The organism is Rhodopseudomonas sp. AAP120, from assembly GCF_001295845.1.
Classification (GTDB): domain Bacteria; phylum Pseudomonadota; class Alphaproteobacteria; order Rhizobiales; family Xanthobacteraceae; genus Rhodopseudomonas.
The window spans coordinates 1-17,058 of record NZ_LJIC01000224.1; the positions used below are offsets into that span (position 1 = coordinate 1).

Here is a 17,058-nt window from a genome sequence, read left to right on the forward strand (position 1 = left end):
GGCGGCGGCGCCGGCGTCACCACCGGCGAGCCGGGGCCGATCGATTTCGGGCGCGGCGCGCCGGGCCGCAGCGGGGGCTGCTGCCGCTTGCGGCCCTGGGCGTCATAGCCGGTGCCGGACGGGCCGAGGCTCGGCCGTTGCAGGCCGAATTCCGGCGCGGCGCCGAGCCGGGACGGCGCGGCCCGGGTGCCGCGCATGTCGTCGGTATCATAGGGATCGGCGCGGCCGGGCGGCACCGCGGCCGGCGACGTGGTCGCGGTCCGCTGCAGCGGCAGGTCCTGGGGCGCGACGAAGGCGCCGCGCTGCGGCGTGAACAGGTCGCGGGTCAGGCTCTGCGCATGCGCATGGCCGGCGGTGCCGGCCAACAGGCACGCCATCGCCGCCCGCAGCCAGGCCGCGCGGCGGAAGGGGCCCGGTGCTGACGACGCCGTCACGGTCACAAAACCTCTGCGGAAACAATACCTTGCGGCAAGGGACCGGGCCTCGGGAGGTGCCCTCGGGACCGATCATCGTTAATGGAGTAAAAACGTTTATGGTTAAGGAGGGGTTGAGAAACGGCCCCAACGATTGGTTGAGAACCTTTCCGGACGGTATCGGGGCGCGTCGCTTCCCGTACCGTGGCATGCTAGGAAGGCGCCGGTCGCTCAATTGCTGAGGATTCGGGACCCGATGGCTCTTTCCAAACCCCGCACCACGAAAACCGCGATGACCGAGTCCGCCGCCGCCGCAATCCCCTCGGCCCTGCGCACGCTGGAGTCCGAAGCCGAGGGCGTCACGGCGCTGGCCGCGGCGCTGCGCGGCGACCTCGGCGGCGCCTTCGTGGCGGCCGTCGAGATGATCCGGACCGGCAAGGGCCGCCTGATCATCACCGGCCTCGGCAAGTCCGGCCATATCGGCCGCAAGATCGCCGCCACCTTCGCGTCGACTGGCACGCCGGCGTTCTTCGTCCACGCCTCCGAAGCCAGCCATGGCGATCTCGGCATGATTACCGCCGACGACGTCATCCTGGCGATGTCGTGGTCCGGCGAGCAGCCGGAAATGAAGAACCTGATCAACTACGCCAAGCGCTTCAAGATCGCGCTGATCGCCATGACGTCGGACGGCAACTCGACACTGGCGCAGGCGGCCGAGATCGCGCTGACGCTGCCGAAGGCGCGCGAGGCCTGCCCGCACAATCTGGCGCCGACCACCTCGTCGCTGATGATGCTGGCGCTCGGCGACGCGATCGCCATCGCGCTGCTCGAGAGCCGCGGCTTCACCTCGACCGATTTCAGCGTGCTGCATCCGGGCGGCAAGCTCGGCGCCATGCTGAAATACGCCCGCGACCTGATGCACACCGGCGACGCGATCCCGCTCAAGCCGCTCGGCACCAAGATGTCGGACGCGCTGGTCGAGATGTCCACCAAGGGGTTCGGCTGCGTCGGCATCGTCGACGGCACCGGCGCGATCGCCGGCATCGTCACCGACGGCGACCTCCGCCGCCACATGCGCCCCGATTTGATGACCGCCACGGTCGACGAGGTGATGACCAAGCGGCCGAAGACGATCAGCCCCAATCTGCTGGCCGGCGAAGCGCTGGAACTGCTGAACTCCTCGAAGATCACCGCGCTGCTGGTGACCGAAGGCAAGAAGCCGGTCGGCATCGTTCATTTACACGATCTGCTGCGCGCCGGCGTGGCGTAAGCGCCGGCGCAGCGACTCACACGGCCCTCATCCTGAGGAGCCCGGCGCAGCCGGGCGTCTCGAAGGATGGCCGCGAGTCGGTGCCGCTCATGGTTCGAGACGGCGCTCCGCGCCTCCTCACCATGAGGACTGAGGCAGTCGAAGCTACACCGCGGCCACGATCAGATTCACGCCGTCCGCCTGCACGATCTTCACGCGGCTGCCGGCCGGGACGTCCGGGCCGGTGACGCGCCAGAAGGTGTCGTCGATCCGCACCGTGCCGACGCCGCCGACGATCGGCTTTTCCAGCGTGAATTCGCGGCCGACCAGCGCGTCGGTGCGGCGGTTGAGGAACGGGTTGGTGGCGCGCGACTCGGCCTCGCCGCCATGCGCCATCCGCCGCCACAGCGGCACGGCGGCGACCGCCAGCACGGCGAACAGCAGGAATTGCGCCTGCCACGACAGCGCGGCCACCGATGCGAACGCGAAGGTCGCCAGCCCGGTCAGCAGCGCCGCGAGGCCGAGCCAGAACAGGAAGATCCCCGGCGCGAGCAGCTCCAGCGCCATCAGGATGAACCCGACGATCAGCCAGTTCCAGGCGCCGAGCGAGATGAAGAGGTCAGTCATGGTCGCACCTTGCAGACGCGCTCAGTGTAGCCCGTCATTGCGAGCGAAGCGAAGCAATCCAGCGACGTGCACGGGGCTTCTGGATTGCTTCGTCGGCTTCGCCTCCTCGCAATGACGCGGTGAGGTGGTCCGTCTTGCTCGGACGCAGCGTGTTACGCTTGCCCATCCCCGTCATGGCCGGACTTGTCCCGGGCATGACGAGTGGAAAAGCCGTGCCTCACTCAGGGGTCGTTGCTTTCCAGCTGCCGATTACGATGTCTTCGTCGGCCCCGCCGGCGGCACGGAGCCACGGCGCGCCGCTGCTTGCGCCGAGGCGGCGCTTTCGCCGAAGGTGGCCTTGGCGATTTCGCCGATGCCGGCGAGCGAGCCGAGCATGCTCATCGCTTCGACCGGCAGCATGATCACCTTCTGGTTCGGCGCCTCGGCGAGCTGGCCGAATGCCTTGATGTATTTGTCGGCGATGAAGTAGTTCAGCGCCGCGACGTCGCCCTTGGAGATCGCCTCGCTGACCATCTGGGTGGCGCGGGCTTCGGCTTCGGCGCTGCGCTCGCGCGCCTCGGCGTCGCGGAACGCCGCCTCGCGGCGGCCTTCGGCCTGCAGGATCTGGCCCTGCTTGGCGCCTTCGGCCCGCAGGATCTCGGACTGCCGCGCGCCTTCGGCCTGCAGAATGTCGGCGCGCTTGACGCGCTCGGCCTTCATCTGCCGGCCCATCGCCTCGACCAGATCGGCCGGCGGCACGATGTCCTTGATCTCGATGCGGTTGACCTTGACGCCCCACGGCGACACCGCGGCATCGACCACGCGCAGCAGCCGCTCGTTGATCTCGTCGCGATGCGACAGCACCTGGTCGAGATCCATCGAGCCCATCACCGAGCGGATGTTGGTCATCGTCAGCACGATGATGCCCTGCTCGAGATTGGCGACCTCGTAGCTCGCCTTGGCGGCGTCGAACACCTGGAAGAACGCGACGCCGTCGGCCGTGACGCTGGCATTGTCCTTGGTGATGACTTCCTGCTGCGGAATCTCGAGCACCTGCTCCATCACGTTCATCTTGCGACCGACGCGGTCGAAATACGGGATGATCAGATTGAGGCCCGGCGACAGCGTGCGGGTGAATTTGCCGAACCGCTCGATGGTCCAGTTATAGCCCTGCGGCACGGTCTTGACGCCGGCGAACAGCGTCAGGATCACCAGCAGCACGATCAGGATGGAGAAAATATCGAAGCCGGACAGGCCTGAGTTGAACATCTAACGTCTCCTGGACGACTGGGATCGTGGATCGTGGCCAATCCATACACTGAACCGACGCCGACATTGGTCGCACGAATTGAGCCGCGGTTCGACTGAATATGCCACCGCTCTGCGACCGAAGATTCGCGCGTGCGGCTCCACATGGCCGTTCCGAGCCAGGATGCGTCACAAGAGCGCAACCACTTCGGATCGCAGCGATCGAGGGCTTAACCTCAACCCGATTGCATCGTTGCCACTCACGCGCGATAACCAATCAATTCTCTCGGAACAGCGCCTGTACGTTTCTCTCGCGACCTCAGCAGCCACATATGCGCAGCATCGCCACTCTCGCGAACGTCCGTTCTGGCGCTGCATTACGGTCGATGGTTGGGGGCCTCGCTTTTCGAAAGGCATTGATCGCCACCGCGATCGGATTCGCGGTCAATCAGACCGTCGACTTCGGCGCGCTGACATATCTCGACAAAAGATACTGGCAACTATGCGTCTACGATTGCGGCTGGTATGCAAGCATCGTGGACGAATGGTATCAACTTGAAGGTGTCGCCCACGAGAAGATGGATGCGGCCAACTGGGCGTTCTTTCCTTTCTTCCCGCTGTCCAGCGCCATCGTCAAATTCGTCGGACGGCTACCCACACCGCTCGCCCTCATCGGCACCTCGAGGCTTTTCCTTCTTCTGTCCATCTTCACCTTTGTTCTCTTCGTGAAGGCTTTCCGTCCGGATATTCCTGAACACAGATCGGCTCTTGTCCTCGCTCTGAATCCGCTGTCGATCTACGGCAACGTCGGATATTCGGAGTCGTCGTTCTTCTTTCTGAGCTGCGTCGGCTTCATATTGCTCCAGCAGCGAAGCTTCGTCGCAGCAGGCTTTGTGGGCGCGTTCCTCACCGCCTCTCGGCTGCAGGGGCTGTTTTTTGCGGCTTCTTATCTCTGGCGGTCATTATCTTCATTGAACCAATGGAGTCGTGTGCCGCCAATTCTCCTGGGCTTGATGCTGATCCCCCTGGGATTGGCCTGCTTCATGGTCGCCCTCTACTTCGTCAATGGCGACGCGCTGGCTTTCGTTCACGTTCAGCGCGCTTGGAATAGATCGATCGCAAGCCCGTTCGACCACCTGCAACAGGCGTATTACGGATCGGCAAGGGATCGCGCTGCGGCGGTTCTGACTGTTTGCGCGTTCTGCGCGATCGGCTATCTGGTCGTCCGCGGACGGATCGAGCTTGCGCTGTTTTCATTATTATCGACGGTCGTTCCGCTCTCGGCGGGAATCTGGTCAATGCCGCGATTCATCATGTGGCAGGCCCCGATCCTGCTCGTTCTCGTCGAATTAGCGAACATTCGGCTGGTGCGGCACGTCCTCTACCCGCTGATGCTGGCTGGCCTGATATTCTATTATTACGCATGGCTGCTGCCGTGGGACGAAATGATATGAGCTATATTTTAGGCTGCATGGCGCTGCTTATCTTTTATGCCTATGTTGCGATGATTGCGTTGCATCCGCGGGTCTCCGACGACTATGCGGCGTACTACATCGGCAAGACCTCGAACGTCAGCCCTCAACAAGCGAAGCGACTGCGCGAAGCAACGGATCGCTGACACGAAAGCACTGAGCGCTTCATCGCTTGATTGAAGCGATCCGACCTTTCCGCTGGTGCTGAGTCCGCATCCTCATGAGCCCGGCGAAGCCGGGCGTCTCGAACGATGGCGCAACGCATTCTCGTTGGCCCATGGTTCGAGACGGCGCTGCGCGCCTCATCACCATGAGGCTGTGCGAGTGTCGGGAGTTCCTGATCTTCCGCTCTGATTCCAAGAGAAGCAGAGCTGCTCTCGACGTCGCAGGAGGATGGGTTACAGCCAGCCCTGCAGCTCGCGCATCACCAGCTGATGGATGACGTCGATGCCGTCATCGCTGTCGTTGAGGCAGGGGATGGCGGAGAATTCCTCGCCGCCATTATGCATGAAGATCTCGGCGTTCTCCTGCGCGATCTCTTCCAGCGTCTCGAGGCAGTCGGCCGCGAAGCCCGGCATCACCACCGCGAGCTTGCGGACGCCGTCCTTGGCGAGCTTCTCGATGGTCTTGTCGGTGTAGGGCTGCAACCACTGGTCGAAGCCGAAGCGCGACTGGAAGGTCAGCAGCAGTTTCTTGTCGTCGAGCCCCATCCGCTCGCGCAGCGCCTCGACGGTGGCGACGCATTGCGACTGATACGGATCGCCCTTCTCGATATAGGCCTGCGGCATGCCGTGGAACGAGGCCACGATCATCTCGGGCTCGAACGGCAGCGTCGCCAGGTGCTTGTTGATCGAGTTCGCCAGCGCGTCGATATAGGCGACGTCGCGGAAATACGGCGGCGTCACCCGCAGCGTCGGCTGCGCGCGCAGCTCGCGCAGCACGCGGAACGCCTGGTCGCACACCGTCGCCGAGGTCGCGGCGGAGTATTGCGGATACAGCGGCACCACCAACAGGCGCGTGCAACCCTGGCGCACCAGCGCCTCGATGCGGTCGCGCATCGACGGATTGCCGTAGCGCATCGCCCAATCGACCACCAGATGACCACGCCCGGTGAGCGCCGCCGCCAGCTTGTCGGCCTGCGCGCGGGTGATGGTCTTGAGCGGCGATTCGTTTTTTTCGGTGTTCCAGATCTTCTGATAGTCCTTGGCCTTGCGGGCCGGACGGGTGTTCAGAATGATGCCGTTGAGCGCCAGCTTCCAGAAGATGCCCTGGTTCTCGATCACCCGCGGATCCGACAGGAACTCGCGCAGATAGATCCGCACGCCCTTGGTGTCGCAGGTGTCGGGCGTGCCGAGATTGACCAGCAACACACCGACGCGTTCGGGCTCGGGAGCCGGAACGGGCGCGGGGCCGTGGAGGGGGACAATCACCGTCATGATGCTGGTTGGCTTCGCGCTTTGGCCTATCGTTGTCAAGACGACGCAGTGACTTCGCAGTGACCTGACCACTGCGCCGATCGCGCCGCTCCGTAGTTACGAGAAGTCCTACGAACGACAATCGATCCGGTTTTGCTGCAGTCGCTCAATTCCTCGAATTTAGGGCCTGCTGGTTAAAGACAGGTCACGCGCTCGGCCGCCACATAACCCAGTAGAAGTCCGATGCCGAACAGCAGCACCAGCCCGGCGGCGCCGAATTCGATGCCGCGCATCACCAGCGCGCCGCTGCCGGCCTGACCGGACGACAGCCGCTTGGCCAGGCCCTTGGCCGACACCGCAATGGTGGCGATGGTCGCCACCGTGATGGCGGTGCCGAGCCCCATCATGAAGGTGGCGGCGACGCCGGCCCAGAACAAGCCCTGAGCCAACGCGAACACCAGCACCAGGATCGCGCCGGAACAGGGCCGGATTCCGACCGTCAGCACCGCGCCGAGCCCGCGCCGCCAGCCGCCCGGGCCGGCGAGTTCCGCCGGCTCCGGCCCGTGCGAATGGCCGCAATGATCGCAGGCTTCGCCGGGCGCGTGGTGATGATCGTGGGCGGGATGATCGTGGGAATGGTGATCGTGGGAATGGCCGTGGTCGTGACCATGATGATGGTCGGAACCGTGCGCATGGCCATGATCGTGATGATGGGCATGCCCGGTGTGGGCCTGCAACGCGTGGCTGTGGCCGTGATCGTGGTGATGATCATGGTGGTGGTGATCATGGTGGTGATGCACATGGTCGTGATGCGTGTGGCCGGCGTGCGCCAGCGCCGGCGCCGGGGTGAGCGAGAGGCCGGGGCGGCGCGTCGCGCTCAGCGCGCGGAAGAAGCCGCCGCCCTTGCTCCACACCAGCCGCGCGCCGAATGCGGCGATCAGGCCGTAGCTGGCGATCTCGATGACCCGCTCGGCGCTGCACATCGTCTTGGCGGTGGCGTTGAGCAGCCAGGCGCAGACGCCGACGATCAGCACCGCGACCAGCGCCTGCAGCATCGCCGAGACGAACGACAGCACGATGCCGCGCCGCGCGGTTTCCTCGTTGGCGATCATGTAGGACGAGATCACCGCCTTGCCGTGGCCGGGCCCGGCGGCGTGGAAAATGCCATAGGCGAACGAGATGCCGAGCAGCGTCCAGACCGCGGTGCCGTCGGCCTTGGCGGCCCGGATCGTCGCCGACATCTGCTTGTAGAACGCCGACTGCTGCGCCAGCAGCCAGCCGATGACGCCGCTCGCCTGAGGCTCAGGCGCGGACTTGGGCGCGCCGAACGGGTTTTGCGCGAAGGCAGCGTGCAGGGAGGCGTCGGCGAGGAGGCCAGCGGCGAGCAACGCGAGACAAACGAGGGGCAGTGTTCCAGGCGACCACCTCTCCCCGTCATTGCGAGCGAAGCGAAGCAATCCAGCGCGGTGCACAGCGCTGGATTGCTTCGTCGCTTCGCTCCTCGCAATGACGGAGCTGTCTCCGCGCTGATGATTCGACATCACGTCTCGTCGCGGCTCCATCACGGGCACTTGACCTCGATCTTGTTGGCGAACATCGCGCCGTAGTTGGAATTGTCGCCGCTGAGGAAATTGTCCTCGGACATGCGCTGCGCCGTCGCGCTGCCGTCCGACGGGCGCTGGAACTGCAGCGCGCAGCCCGCCGGTGCGCCGATGAGCTTGACCGGGTCCTTGTCGGCGAAGGTGAAGTCGATGAAGTAGGTCGGGTCGAACACTTCGACCGCGAGCTCGGGGCTCTTCACCGGCGTCTTCAGCGGCAGATAGAAGTGCAGCATCAGCACGCCGTCCTTGTGGGTCAGATAATAATCGACCGGCTCGCCGAATTTCTGCTTCTTGCCCGCCACCTTGGCGAAGGTGAAGTAGGCGAACTCCTTCAGCGACTCGACATTGGTCTGCGCCAGCGGCGCCAGATCCTCGCGGGTGTAGACGCCCTTCTGCTTGGTCTCGATGCCCTGCAGCGCATAGGTCGAGAACATGTCGTCGAACGCCCAGGCATGCCGCACGCCGGTGAACGCGCCGTCCGGCCCGTACACCAGCTCGCTCGTCGCGGTGATCCAGACGTGGGGGTGGGCGTGGGCAGCGGTGAGGCCGAGACCCAGGATGAGGACAAGCCCCGTCATGAAGCGTCTCGTCATTGCGAGGAGCGAAGCGACGAAGCAATCCAGCGCCGTGCACGGAGCTGGATTGCTTCGCTTCGCTCGCAATGACGGAGGGGTGCGTCGACGCAGTATGGCCAACATCGCCTACGCGGCCTCCGGCGTATCGAGCAGGCCGCGCCGCCGCAGCAGGGCGTCGGGTTCGGGGGCGCGGCCGCGGAAGGCGATGTAGGCTTCCTCGGGATCGCGCGAGCCGCCGGACGAATAGATGTCGTCGCGCAGCCGCTTGGCGACAGCGGGATCGAAGATGTTGCCGGCTTCCTCGAACGCGCCGAACGCGTCGGCGTCCATCACTTCGCTCCACATGTAGCTGTAATAGCCCGAGGCATAGTGATCGCCGGAGAAGATGTGGCCGAACTGGGTCGGCCGGTGCCGCAGTGCGATCTCTTCGGGCATGCCGATCTTGGCGAGCTCGCGCTGTTCGAAATCGCGAATGTTGCCGACGCTCGCGGCCGGCTGGGTGTGGAACTCGAGGTCGAGCAGCGCCGACGACACGAACTCCACCGTGGCGAAGCCCTGGTTGAATTTTCGCGCGGCGATGAAGCGCTTCAAGAGATCGTCGGGCAGCGGCTCGCCGGTCTGATAGTGCCGGGCGAAGCGCTGCAGCACCTGCGGCTGTTCCTGCCAGTGCTCGTAGAGCTGCGACGGCAGCTCGACGAAGTCGGTGAACACGCTGGTGCCCGACAGCGACGGATAGGTCACGTCGCTCAGCATGCCGTGCAGGCCGTGGCCGAATTCATGAAACAGCGTCCGGGCATCGTCGGGCGACAGCAGCGACGGCTCGCCGTCCGCGCCCTTGGCGAAGTTGCAGACGTTGATGATCAGCGGCGAGACATTGCCGTCGAGCTTCTGCTGATCGCGTAGCGAGGTCATCCAGGCGCCGGAGCGCTTCGACGGCCGGGCGTAATAATCACCGTAGAACAGGCCGCGATGGCCGCCATCGGCGTCCTTCACCTCCCAGACGCGCACGTCCGGGTGCCACACCGGAACGTCCTTGCGCTCTTCGAAGGTGACGCCGAACAGCCGGGTCGCGGTGTCGAACGACGCGGCGATCATGTTGTCGAGCGACAGATACGGCTTGATCGCGGCGTCGTCGAAATTGGCGCGCCGCTGCCGCAGCTTCTCGGCGTAATAGCGCCAGTCCCACGGCGCCAGCTTGAAGTTGCCGCCTTCCTCCGCGACGAGTTCCTGCAGCGCGTCGCGATCGGCGAGCGCGCGGGCGCGCGCCGGCTTCCAGACGCGCTCGAGCAAGCCGCGCACCGCCTCGGGCGTCTTGGCCATCGAATCGGCCAGCCGGTAGGCCGCGAAGGTCGGATAGCCGAGCAGCTTGGCGCTCTCTTCGCGCAGCTTGAGGATGTCGCCGATCAGCGCGTTGTTGTCGTTGGCATTGCCGTTATCGCCGCGGGCGATGAAGGCGCGGTACACTTTCTCGCGCAAATCGCGGCGGCTCGACATCTTCAGGAACGGCTCGACCGAGGAGCGCGACAGTGTGATCACCGCCTTGCCGGGCAGCCCGCGCTCTTCCGCCGCGGCCTTGGCGGCGGTGACGAAGCTGGCCGGCAGGCCTTCGGTGTCGCCCTCGCCGAGCTCCATCATCCATTCCTGCTCGTCGCCGAGCAGATGATGGCTGAAGCTGGTGCCGAGCTGCGCCAGCTGCTCGTTGATCTCGGCCATGCGCGCCTTGGCGGCGTCGTCGAGACCGGCACCGGAACGGTGGAAGCGCGTGTAGGTGCGCTCCAGCAGCCGCAGCTGCTCGGGCGTCAGGTCCAGCTCATTGCGCTTGTCGTGCAGCGCCGCGATGCGGCCGAACAGCACGGCGTTCATCATGATCGGATTCCAGTGCCGCGCCATCCGCAGCGACACATCCTTGTCGATCTCCAGCAGCGCCGGATTGGAGTGCGCCGAGACCAGGTCGTAGAACACCGCCGCGACCTTGCTCAGCAGCTTGCCGGAGCGCTCCAGCGCCGTGATGGTATTGTCGAAGTCCGGCTCGGACGGATCGTGGGTGATGGCGGCGATCTCGGCCGCATGATCCGCGAAGGCCTGCTCGAACGCCGGCATGAAATGCTCCGGCGCGATGGCGGTGAACGGCGGGGTTTCGAACGGCGTGGTCCAGGCATCGAGCAGCGGATTGTCCGCGCGCGGGGCTGCGGCAATCGGTCCGGAGCGATCAGACATCAAGAAATCCTGCGTTGGCGTCGCGACTTGCGAACATATAGCACCCGGTGGGGCTTTTTTGCGCCATCGGGCCCGACTGGCGCGCGATTATTCACTTGGGCCTCTTGTGCCCCAGTGCTGACACTTTGGAGGATCATCGCCTTGCGCTTGCCGCGGCGGCCATTTTCGGAGAGATTGCGCGCCGCCCGAGAGGATTTGAGACCGATGAGCAAGACTTCAGCCCCGACCGCCTCCCGCCAGATCGCCTGGCCGAGCGTCGTCACCGTCATCAGCGCCGCGATCCTGATCGGCGCCGAGGTGTTCGGCGCCGCCTTCGCCGGCGGCTGGGCGCTCTCGATCCTGTTCGGGCTCGACGAGATTTCGACTCACATCCTGCAGGCGGTGCTGTTCATCCTCGGTGTCGTGGTGATGGCCGGCTTCATCCGCAACGCGCAGCGCATCGAGCCGTTCTTCAAGCGCTCCTGAGCACGCCCGCCGCAGCCGCGCCGCGCGGCCGCCGCTGTTAACTCCATCTTCATGTCCGGGCTCGCGACACTCCGCGCTACGCGCGAGTTATGCCTGTCGCACAGCGATTTCCTCGCTCACCGCGCAGCGCCGGCCGGCTCCACCGACAACGACACCTGTTAGTCATACTTGAACAGGCGTTCATGTTGACGCGTCTTGTTCGTGGCTCATTAGCAACGCTGCGCGACGACGTCGGAAAAAACGCGGCTGCGACCAAAAAAATTCTTGCGGACCCGGACTGAAACACCTATCTCCGGTCTTGCCCAATTTCGCACGTGCCTGTGGTCGTGTGTCGGTCGGTAGGTATCCGGACAAGAGGCCGGACAGCCGCCAAGGGATGAAGAAGCCGAGGGTCGTTCGATCGTCAGATCAAAGCGGCCAGCATCTCTCTCAAGAGATGCCGTTGAAGGTGACTTCTTCTCTTGCAACCGTGATCGGCAGCCGGAGGCGAACCGGCGCACCCCGCTCTCAACGGGGGACGCGACTTAAAGCAACGACGGAGCGGGCTTTTTTGGTCTCTGCTGGCTTTCCATCAGCCAGCGCGAATACCGAAGAGGCTTGTCCTTCATTGCCAGGCGAGCGGGCGGGAGCACTCCCAACCAATCGACGGCAGCACTGTCTTCCCGAGCTGATCGCTCGTCGCGCCTCCATCGCGTGACGGCGCCGCAGTCGTCGGGCCGACGTCACTGTTGAACGCGTCCGTCGCTGGGCGTTTGGGAGAGTGCCATGACCGAACGTATTCGGGAATTTCTGCGCGACCGCCGCACCCAGGGTCTCGATGTCGAGCCGTGCCTGGTCGTCGACCTCGACGTCGTGCGCGACAACTTCACCAGCTTCGCCAAGGCGCTGCCGGACAGCCGCGTGTTCTACGCCATCAAGGCGAACCCGGCGCCGGAAGTGCTGTCGCTGCTGGCCTCGCTCGGCTCGTGCTTCGACTGCGCCTCGGTGCAGGAGATCCAGATGGCGCTGGCCGCGGGCGCGACGGCGGACCGCATCTCGTTCGGCAACACCATCAAGAAGGAGCGCGACATCGCGCGCGCCTACGAGCTCGGCATTCGCCTGTTCTCGGTCGACTGCACCCCCGAGGTGGAGAAGATCGCGCGCTCGGCGCCCGGCTCGAAGGTGTTCTGCCGTATCCTGTACGATTGCGCCGGCGCCGAGTGGCCGCTGTCGCGCAAGTTCGGCTGCGATCCGGAGATGGCGGTGGACGTGCTCGACAACGCCAAGCGTCTCGGCCTGGAAGCCTATGGCATCTCGTTCCATGTCGGCTCGCAGCAGCGCAAGGTGAAGGCGTGGGACCGTGCGCTGGCGATGGCCGCGCAGGTGTTCCGCGACTGCGCCGAGCGCGGCATCACGCTGTCGATGGTCAACATGGGTGGCGGCTTCCCGACCAAGTATCTGAAGGAAGTCCCGCCGGTGGTGCAGTACGGCCGCTCGATCTTCCGGGCGCTGCGCAAGCACTTCGGCAACCAGATCCCGGAGACCATCATCGAGCCGGGCCGCGGCATGGTCGGCAACGCCGGCGTGATCGAGACCGAAGTCGTGCTGATCTCGAAGAAGAGCGACGAGGACGACGTGCGCTGGGTCTATCTCGACATCGGCAAGTTCGGCGGTCTCGCCGAGACGATGGACGAGTCGATCCGCTACGCCATCAAGTCGCGCCACGACGGCGCCGAGATGACGCCCTGCGTGCTCGCCGGCCCGACCTGCGATTCGGCCGACGTGCTGTACGAGAAGATGCCGTACCCGCTGCCGGTGACGCTCGAGATCGGCGACAAGCTGCTGATCGAAGGCACCGGAGCGTATACGTCGACCTACTCGTCGGTGGCCTTCAACGGCTTCCCGCCGCTGCGGACCTACCACATCTGACGTCCGCTCCTCCGCGCTGCGGAGGTCGGATAGCAGGGTGATCAGCGACTCGCGTCGCCTTCACCCCCGGCCCTCTCCCGCAGGCGGGAGAGGGAGCAGAAGAATTGAGGCCGGCTTGCCGGCCTCTCCCTGTCACATCGCTATCTGCTGACAACACGCTGCCGGCGCGGTTCGCCGGACAGCGTGGGGATCGACGTGCCATGACGAACACACTCGCCACCTTGACTGCCTTGAACGTCGCAGCCGTTCCGTTCGCGATCCGTGCGGAAAAGAGCTCCGACATTGCCGCGCGTGAGCGCCTGCTGGATGCGTGCTTCGGCGAAGGCCGACATGCGCGCACCTGCCAGCGTTTGCGTGATGGACGCGCGCCCGCGGAAGGCCTCGCCTTGTCCGCGGTCCGTCAAGGCCGCCTGGTCGGCACCGTTCGGCTCTGGCATGTCGACGCAGGGGGCCGGGCCGCACTCGTGCTCGGCCCCCTCGCCGTCGATCCGTCGTGCCGCGCATTCGGGGTCGGCGGCGCGCTGATGCGCGCAGCGCTGGCGGAAGCCGCGATGCGCGGACATGGCGCGGTGATCCTGCTCGGCGACGCGCCATATTATGCGCGGTTCGGGTTCACTTCTGATAAGATGGCGGCGCTGGCGCTGCCCGGTCCGTTCGAACGTGACCGCCTGCTCGGCCTGGAATTGCGTGACGGCGCGCTCGACGGCGCGGCCGGCCTGATCATTGCCACCGGTGCCGCCGCCAAGCCGGCGCGCGCCGAACGGGCGCGTCTTCGTCGCGCCGCCTGAGGAGAGATTGATGCGTTTTCTGAAGTTGCCGCGCCCGACTCATCGCGTGTTCGCGCAGCGCGATCCGGCCAAGCGTCCGCGTGTCACGGCGCTGGTGCTCACCTTGTTCGTGCTCAAGATCGCCGTCGACGCCCTGCGCCGGCGACGGACCCGTGGGGCCGAGACAAGCGCAGCCTAGCCTAATCATATGTCAGGGCTGCGACGGTTTGGCCCTGGCTATGCCCGCTGCGAATTTTCTCGGCCTCGATTGGCCCGGCTTCGGTCTGCCCGGCCCCGAGCTACTCGGACTTGATTTGCACGCCGGGACGCGGCAATTGCCTGCCGATCTCCCTCAGTTCCAGGATTGTCTTGATGTCGCGTCGCCTGATTTCCACCGGATCGCCGTTCGAGAAGACCGCGGGCTACAGCCGCGCCGTGGTCGACGGCGATTTCGTCTTCGTCTCCGGCACCACCGGCTACGACTACACCACCATGACGCTGCCCGAGGACGTCACGTCGCAGACCCGCAACTGCTTCAAGACGATCGGCGCGGCGCTGAAGGAAGCCGGCTTCGCGATGGAAGACATCGTGCGCGCCACCTACTACATCACCGATCCGAAGGATGCCGATGCGGTGTTCGCGGTGTGCGGCGAGAACCTCGCCGAGATCCGCCCGGCCGCGACGATCGTGGCGGTGGCCGGGCTGTACAAGCCCGAAATGAAGATCGAGATCGAAGTCACCGCCAAGCGCCGTAGCTAAGCTGTTCTAATCGCCAGATAATCGGCTCCCCGTTGACTTTGCGGCGGGGAGCCCCCAGGTTTCAGTCACCATGACGAACTTGCCCCGCAACCGTTTGACGCTGCGCGCTGGTCGCCTTCACGCAGGAAGGTGACCCGGACGCGCGCGTGCGCGATCCGGGCAACTGCAATTTCGTCGACCTCTCCGATCCCATCCATTTTGTCTGACACCATCCCGAGATGCCGGCGCTCGCGCGTCCGGCATGACAGGAGCCGTAAAATCATGATCCAGTCTCTTGCCCTTCGCCGTCCCCCGATCACGCTGCGCCACACCGACGCCGAGCGTCTCGGCCACCTTGCCGAGGCCGCCGCCGTGCGCCATCCGACAACCGCGGAGTTTCTCGCCGGCGAGGTCGCGCGCGCCAAGGTTGCGCCGGACGCGGCGCCGCTCCCCGGCGTTGTCTGCATGGAGTCCGAGCTGACCTTCCGGGACGATACCACCGGCAAGGAGAAGCGCGTCACGCTAGTGTATCCGCCCGAAGCCGATGTCGAGGCTGGCCGCATTTCGGTATTGACCCCGATCGGAGCCGCGCTTATCGGCCTCTCCGTCGGACAATCGATCTCGTTCGAAACCCCGTCGGGCGAGCGCCGCTCGCTGACGGTGCTGAGCGTGTCCGAGCCGGACTGACTGCGGAATAACTGCCACATCATCTGCCGCGCGAGGTGACATCCGGATTTCACCCCGCTGTCGTATTCCCATACCGAGCTAACCGCCGATCGCGGCGCTCTGCCGTCGATCGTCCCGTCCACCTCTTCGCCAACGCTTTTCTCACCCCTTACCCCGGAGTTCATCCCTGATGTCGTCCACTTCGAAGATCCACGCCAAGATCACCGGCCCTATCGTGATGATCGGCTTCGGCTCGATCGGCAAAGGCACCCTGCCGTTGATCGAGCGGCACTTCGAGTACGACAAGTCGCGGTTCGTGATTATCGATCCGCACGAGGACGGTGAACTCGCCAAGCAGCACGGCGTCCGTTTCATCAAGCAGGGCGTCACCAAGGACAACTACCGCGAACTGCTGATCCCGCTGCTCACCGAGGGCGGCGGCCAGGGCTTCTGCGTCAACCTGTCGGTCGACACGTCGTCGGTCGACATCATGACGATGTGCCGTGAGATCGGCGCGCTCTACATCGACACCGTGGTCGAGCCGTGGATCGGCTTCTACTTCGACAAGAACGCCGGCCCGGAGAAGCGCACCAACTACGCGCTGCGCGAGACCCTGCTGGCCGCCAAGGCGAAGCAGCCGGGCGGCACCACCGCGGTGTCCACCTGCGGCGCCAATCCCGGCATGGTGTCGTGGTTCGTCAAGCAGGCGCTGGTCGACATCGCCCGCGACACCGGCACCGAATTCAACGAGCCGAAGAGCCGCGAAGGCTGGGCGCAGCTCGCTCACAAACTCGGCGTGAAGGGCATCCACATCGCCGAGCGCGACACCCAGCGTGCCAAGACGCCGAAGCCGATGAACGTGTTCGTCAACACCTGGTCGGTCGAAGGCTTCGTCTCCGAAGGCCTGCAGCCGGCCGAGCTCGGCTGGGGCACGCACGAGACCTGGATGCCGGACAACGGCCGCACCCACACCGAGGGCTGCGGCGCCGCGATCTATCTGCTGCAGCCGGGCGCCAACACCCGCGTCCGCAGCTGGTGCCCGACGCCGGGCGCGCAATACGGCTTCCTGGTCACCCACAACGAGTCGATCTCGATCGCCGATTACTTCACGGTCCGCGACGGCCAGAACGTGGTGTACCGCCCGACCTGCCACTACGCGTATCACCCGGCCAACGACGCGGTGCTGTCGCTGCACGAAATGTTCGGCGCCACCGGCAAGATGCAGCCGAGCTGGCACATCCTCGACGAGAACGAAATCGTCGACGGCATCGACGAGCTCGGCGTGCTGGTCTACGGCCACGCCAAGAACGCCTATTGGTACGGCTCGCAGCTGTCGATCGAGGAAACCCGCAAGATCTGCCCGTATCAGAACGCCACCGGCATGCAGGTGTCGTCGGCGGTGCTGGCCGGCATGGTGTGGGCGCTGGAGAATCCGGAAGCCGGCATCGTCGAAGCCGACGAGATGGACTACAAGCGCTGCCTCGAAGTGCAGATGCCGTATCTCGGCCCGGTCAAGGGCTACTACACCGACTGGACCCCGCTGACCGACCGCCCCGGCCTGTTCCCCGAGGACATTGACACCAGCGACCCGTGGCAGTTCCGCAACGTGCTGGTGCGCTGAGGCAAGACCGCCTCAGCCCCACCACAACTACACGCGCACCTCCCCGACCGCAGCGCGCCCCCTCTCCCGCTTGCGGGAGAGGGCTGGGGTGAGGGCG

At 65.3% G+C, this 17,058-nt stretch carries 16 protein-coding genes and 1 pseudogene; 10 read left to right on the forward strand and 7 right to left on the reverse strand.

Annotation, left to right across the window (positions count from 1 at the left end; translation table 11 throughout):
* Window positions 1-377, reverse strand: a pseudogene (locus IP86_RS27575) (outer membrane beta-barrel protein); the annotation flags it as partial.
* A gap of 292 nt (window positions 378-669) precedes the next feature.
* Between IP86_RS27575 and IP86_RS27580 the strand changes: the two are divergent.
* Entirely contained in the window at window positions 670-1,683 is a 1,014-nt protein-coding gene (locus tag IP86_RS27580; protein WP_054165650.1) for a KpsF/GutQ family sugar-phosphate isomerase, read from the forward strand.
* A 144-nt stretch (window positions 1,684-1,827) separates the two neighbouring features.
* Here IP86_RS27580 and IP86_RS27585 read toward each other — a convergent pair whose 3' ends face one another.
* Entirely contained in the window at window positions 1,828-2,289 is a 462-nt protein-coding gene (locus tag IP86_RS27585; protein WP_054165651.1) for an NfeD family protein, read from the reverse strand.
* A 249-nt stretch (window positions 2,290-2,538) separates the two neighbouring features.
* Entirely contained in the window at window positions 2,539-3,522 is a 984-nt protein-coding gene (locus IP86_RS27590) for an SPFH domain-containing protein (RefSeq protein WP_054165662.1), read from the reverse strand.
* Between the two features lie 326 nt (window positions 3,523-3,848).
* On the opposite strand from IP86_RS27590, the gene IP86_RS27595 reads away from it, so the two are divergent.
* On the forward strand, window positions 3,849-4,970 hold the full coding sequence (locus IP86_RS27595) for a hypothetical protein (RefSeq protein WP_156332642.1): 1,122 nt from the start codon (window positions 3,849-3,851) through the stop codon (window positions 4,968-4,970).
* The gene (locus tag IP86_RS28910; protein ID WP_156332643.1) at window positions 4,967-5,134 is read left to right on the forward strand and encodes a hypothetical protein; all 168 of its coding nucleotides are present in this window, start codon (window positions 4,967-4,969) and stop codon (window positions 5,132-5,134) included. Before IP86_RS27595 ends, IP86_RS28910 begins: the two co-directional genes overlap by 4 nt.
* A 252-nt stretch (window positions 5,135-5,386) precedes the next feature.
* Here IP86_RS28910 and hemH read toward each other — a convergent pair whose 3' ends face one another.
* From hemH to IP86_RS27615, 4 genes are all read right to left on the reverse strand, one after another.
* Entirely contained in the window at window positions 5,387-6,424 is a 1,038-nt protein-coding gene (gene hemH, locus IP86_RS27600) for a ferrochelatase (protein WP_054165653.1), read from the reverse strand.
* A gap of 173 nt (window positions 6,425-6,597) precedes the next feature.
* A complete protein-coding gene (locus IP86_RS27605) occupies window positions 6,598-7,791 on the reverse strand; it encodes a nickel/cobalt transporter (protein WP_245290756.1) in 1,194 nt (397 codons plus the stop codon).
* A 173-nt stretch (window positions 7,792-7,964) separates the two neighbouring features.
* The gene (locus tag IP86_RS27610) at window positions 7,965-8,597 is read right to left on the reverse strand and encodes a DUF1007 family protein (protein ID WP_054165654.1); all 633 of its coding nucleotides are present in this window, start codon (window positions 8,595-8,597) and stop codon (window positions 7,965-7,967) included.
* Between the two features lie 108 nt (window positions 8,598-8,705).
* Entirely contained in the window at window positions 8,706-10,796 is a 2,091-nt protein-coding gene (locus tag IP86_RS27615) for a M3 family metallopeptidase (protein WP_054165655.1), read from the reverse strand.
* A gap of 204 nt (window positions 10,797-11,000) precedes the next feature.
* On the opposite strand from IP86_RS27615, the gene IP86_RS27620 reads away from it, so the two are divergent.
* From IP86_RS27620 to IP86_RS27645, 7 genes are all read left to right on the forward strand, one after another.
* Window positions 11,001-11,261, forward strand: a complete 261-nt coding sequence (locus IP86_RS27620; protein ID WP_054165656.1) for a hypothetical protein — start codon at window positions 11,001-11,003, stop codon at window positions 11,259-11,261.
* A 765-nt stretch (window positions 11,262-12,026) separates the two neighbouring features.
* Window positions 12,027-13,169: a type III PLP-dependent enzyme gene (locus tag IP86_RS27625; RefSeq protein ID WP_054165657.1), complete on the forward strand. Its 1,143-nt coding sequence runs from the start codon at window positions 12,027-12,029 to the stop codon at window positions 13,167-13,169.
* A 200-nt stretch (window positions 13,170-13,369) separates the two neighbouring features.
* Window positions 13,370-13,957, forward strand: coding sequence for a GNAT family N-acetyltransferase (locus IP86_RS27630; RefSeq protein ID WP_054165658.1), 588 nt, complete (start codon window positions 13,370-13,372; stop codon window positions 13,955-13,957).
* A gap of 10 nt (window positions 13,958-13,967) precedes the next feature.
* Window positions 13,968-14,135, forward strand: a complete 168-nt coding sequence (locus tag IP86_RS28915) for a hypothetical protein (protein ID WP_156332644.1) — start codon at window positions 13,968-13,970, stop codon at window positions 14,133-14,135.
* Window positions 14,136-14,308: 173 nt separating this feature from the next.
* Window positions 14,309-14,695, forward strand: coding sequence for a RidA family protein (locus IP86_RS27635; protein WP_054165659.1), 387 nt, complete (start codon window positions 14,309-14,311; stop codon window positions 14,693-14,695).
* A 261-nt stretch (window positions 14,696-14,956) separates the two neighbouring features.
* Entirely contained in the window at window positions 14,957-15,361 is a 405-nt protein-coding gene (gene rnk / locus IP86_RS27640) for a nucleoside diphosphate kinase regulator (protein WP_054165660.1), read from the forward strand.
* Between the two features lie 169 nt (window positions 15,362-15,530).
* A complete protein-coding gene (locus tag IP86_RS27645; protein ID WP_054165661.1) occupies window positions 15,531-16,961 on the forward strand; it encodes a homospermidine synthase in 1,431 nt (476 codons plus the stop codon).
* Window positions 16,962-17,058 lie beyond the last annotated feature (97 nt).

Coding starts and splice junctions, on each gene's coding strand:
- IP86_RS27620 (WP_054165656.1), top strand. CDS start 11,001: ATGAGCAAGACTTCAGCCCCGACCGCCTCCCGCCAGATCGCCTGGCCG.
- IP86_RS27615 (WP_054165655.1), bottom strand. CDS start 10,796: ATGTCTGATCGCTCCGGACCGATTGCCGCAGCCCCGCGCGCGGACAAT.
- IP86_RS27625 (WP_054165657.1), top strand. CDS start 12,027: ATGACCGAACGTATTCGGGAATTTCTGCGCGACCGCCGCACCCAGGGT.
- IP86_RS27610 (WP_054165654.1), bottom strand. CDS start 8,597: ATGACGAGACGCTTCATGACGGGGCTTGTCCTCATCCTGGGTCTCGGC.
- IP86_RS28915 (WP_156332644.1), top strand. CDS start 13,968: ATGCGTTTTCTGAAGTTGCCGCGCCCGACTCATCGCGTGTTCGCGCAG.
- IP86_RS27585 (WP_054165651.1), bottom strand. CDS start 2,289: ATGACTGACCTCTTCATCTCGCTCGGCGCCTGGAACTGGCTGATCGTC.
- IP86_RS27645 (WP_054165661.1), top strand. CDS start 15,531: ATGTCGTCCACTTCGAAGATCCACGCCAAGATCACCGGCCCTATCGTG.
- IP86_RS27580 (WP_054165650.1), top strand. CDS start 670: ATGGCTCTTTCCAAACCCCGCACCACGAAAACCGCGATGACCGAGTCC.
- IP86_RS27595 (WP_156332642.1), top strand. CDS start 3,849: ATGCGCAGCATCGCCACTCTCGCGAACGTCCGTTCTGGCGCTGCATTA.
- rnk (WP_054165660.1), top strand. CDS start 14,957: ATGATCCAGTCTCTTGCCCTTCGCCGTCCCCCGATCACGCTGCGCCAC.
- IP86_RS27635 (WP_054165659.1), top strand. CDS start 14,309: ATGTCGCGTCGCCTGATTTCCACCGGATCGCCGTTCGAGAAGACCGCG.
- IP86_RS28910 (WP_156332643.1), top strand. CDS start 4,967: ATGAGCTATATTTTAGGCTGCATGGCGCTGCTTATCTTTTATGCCTAT.
- IP86_RS27630 (WP_054165658.1), top strand. CDS start 13,370: ATGACGAACACACTCGCCACCTTGACTGCCTTGAACGTCGCAGCCGTT.
- hemH (WP_054165653.1), bottom strand. CDS start 6,424: ATGACGGTGATTGTCCCCCTCCACGGCCCCGCGCCCGTTCCGGCTCCC.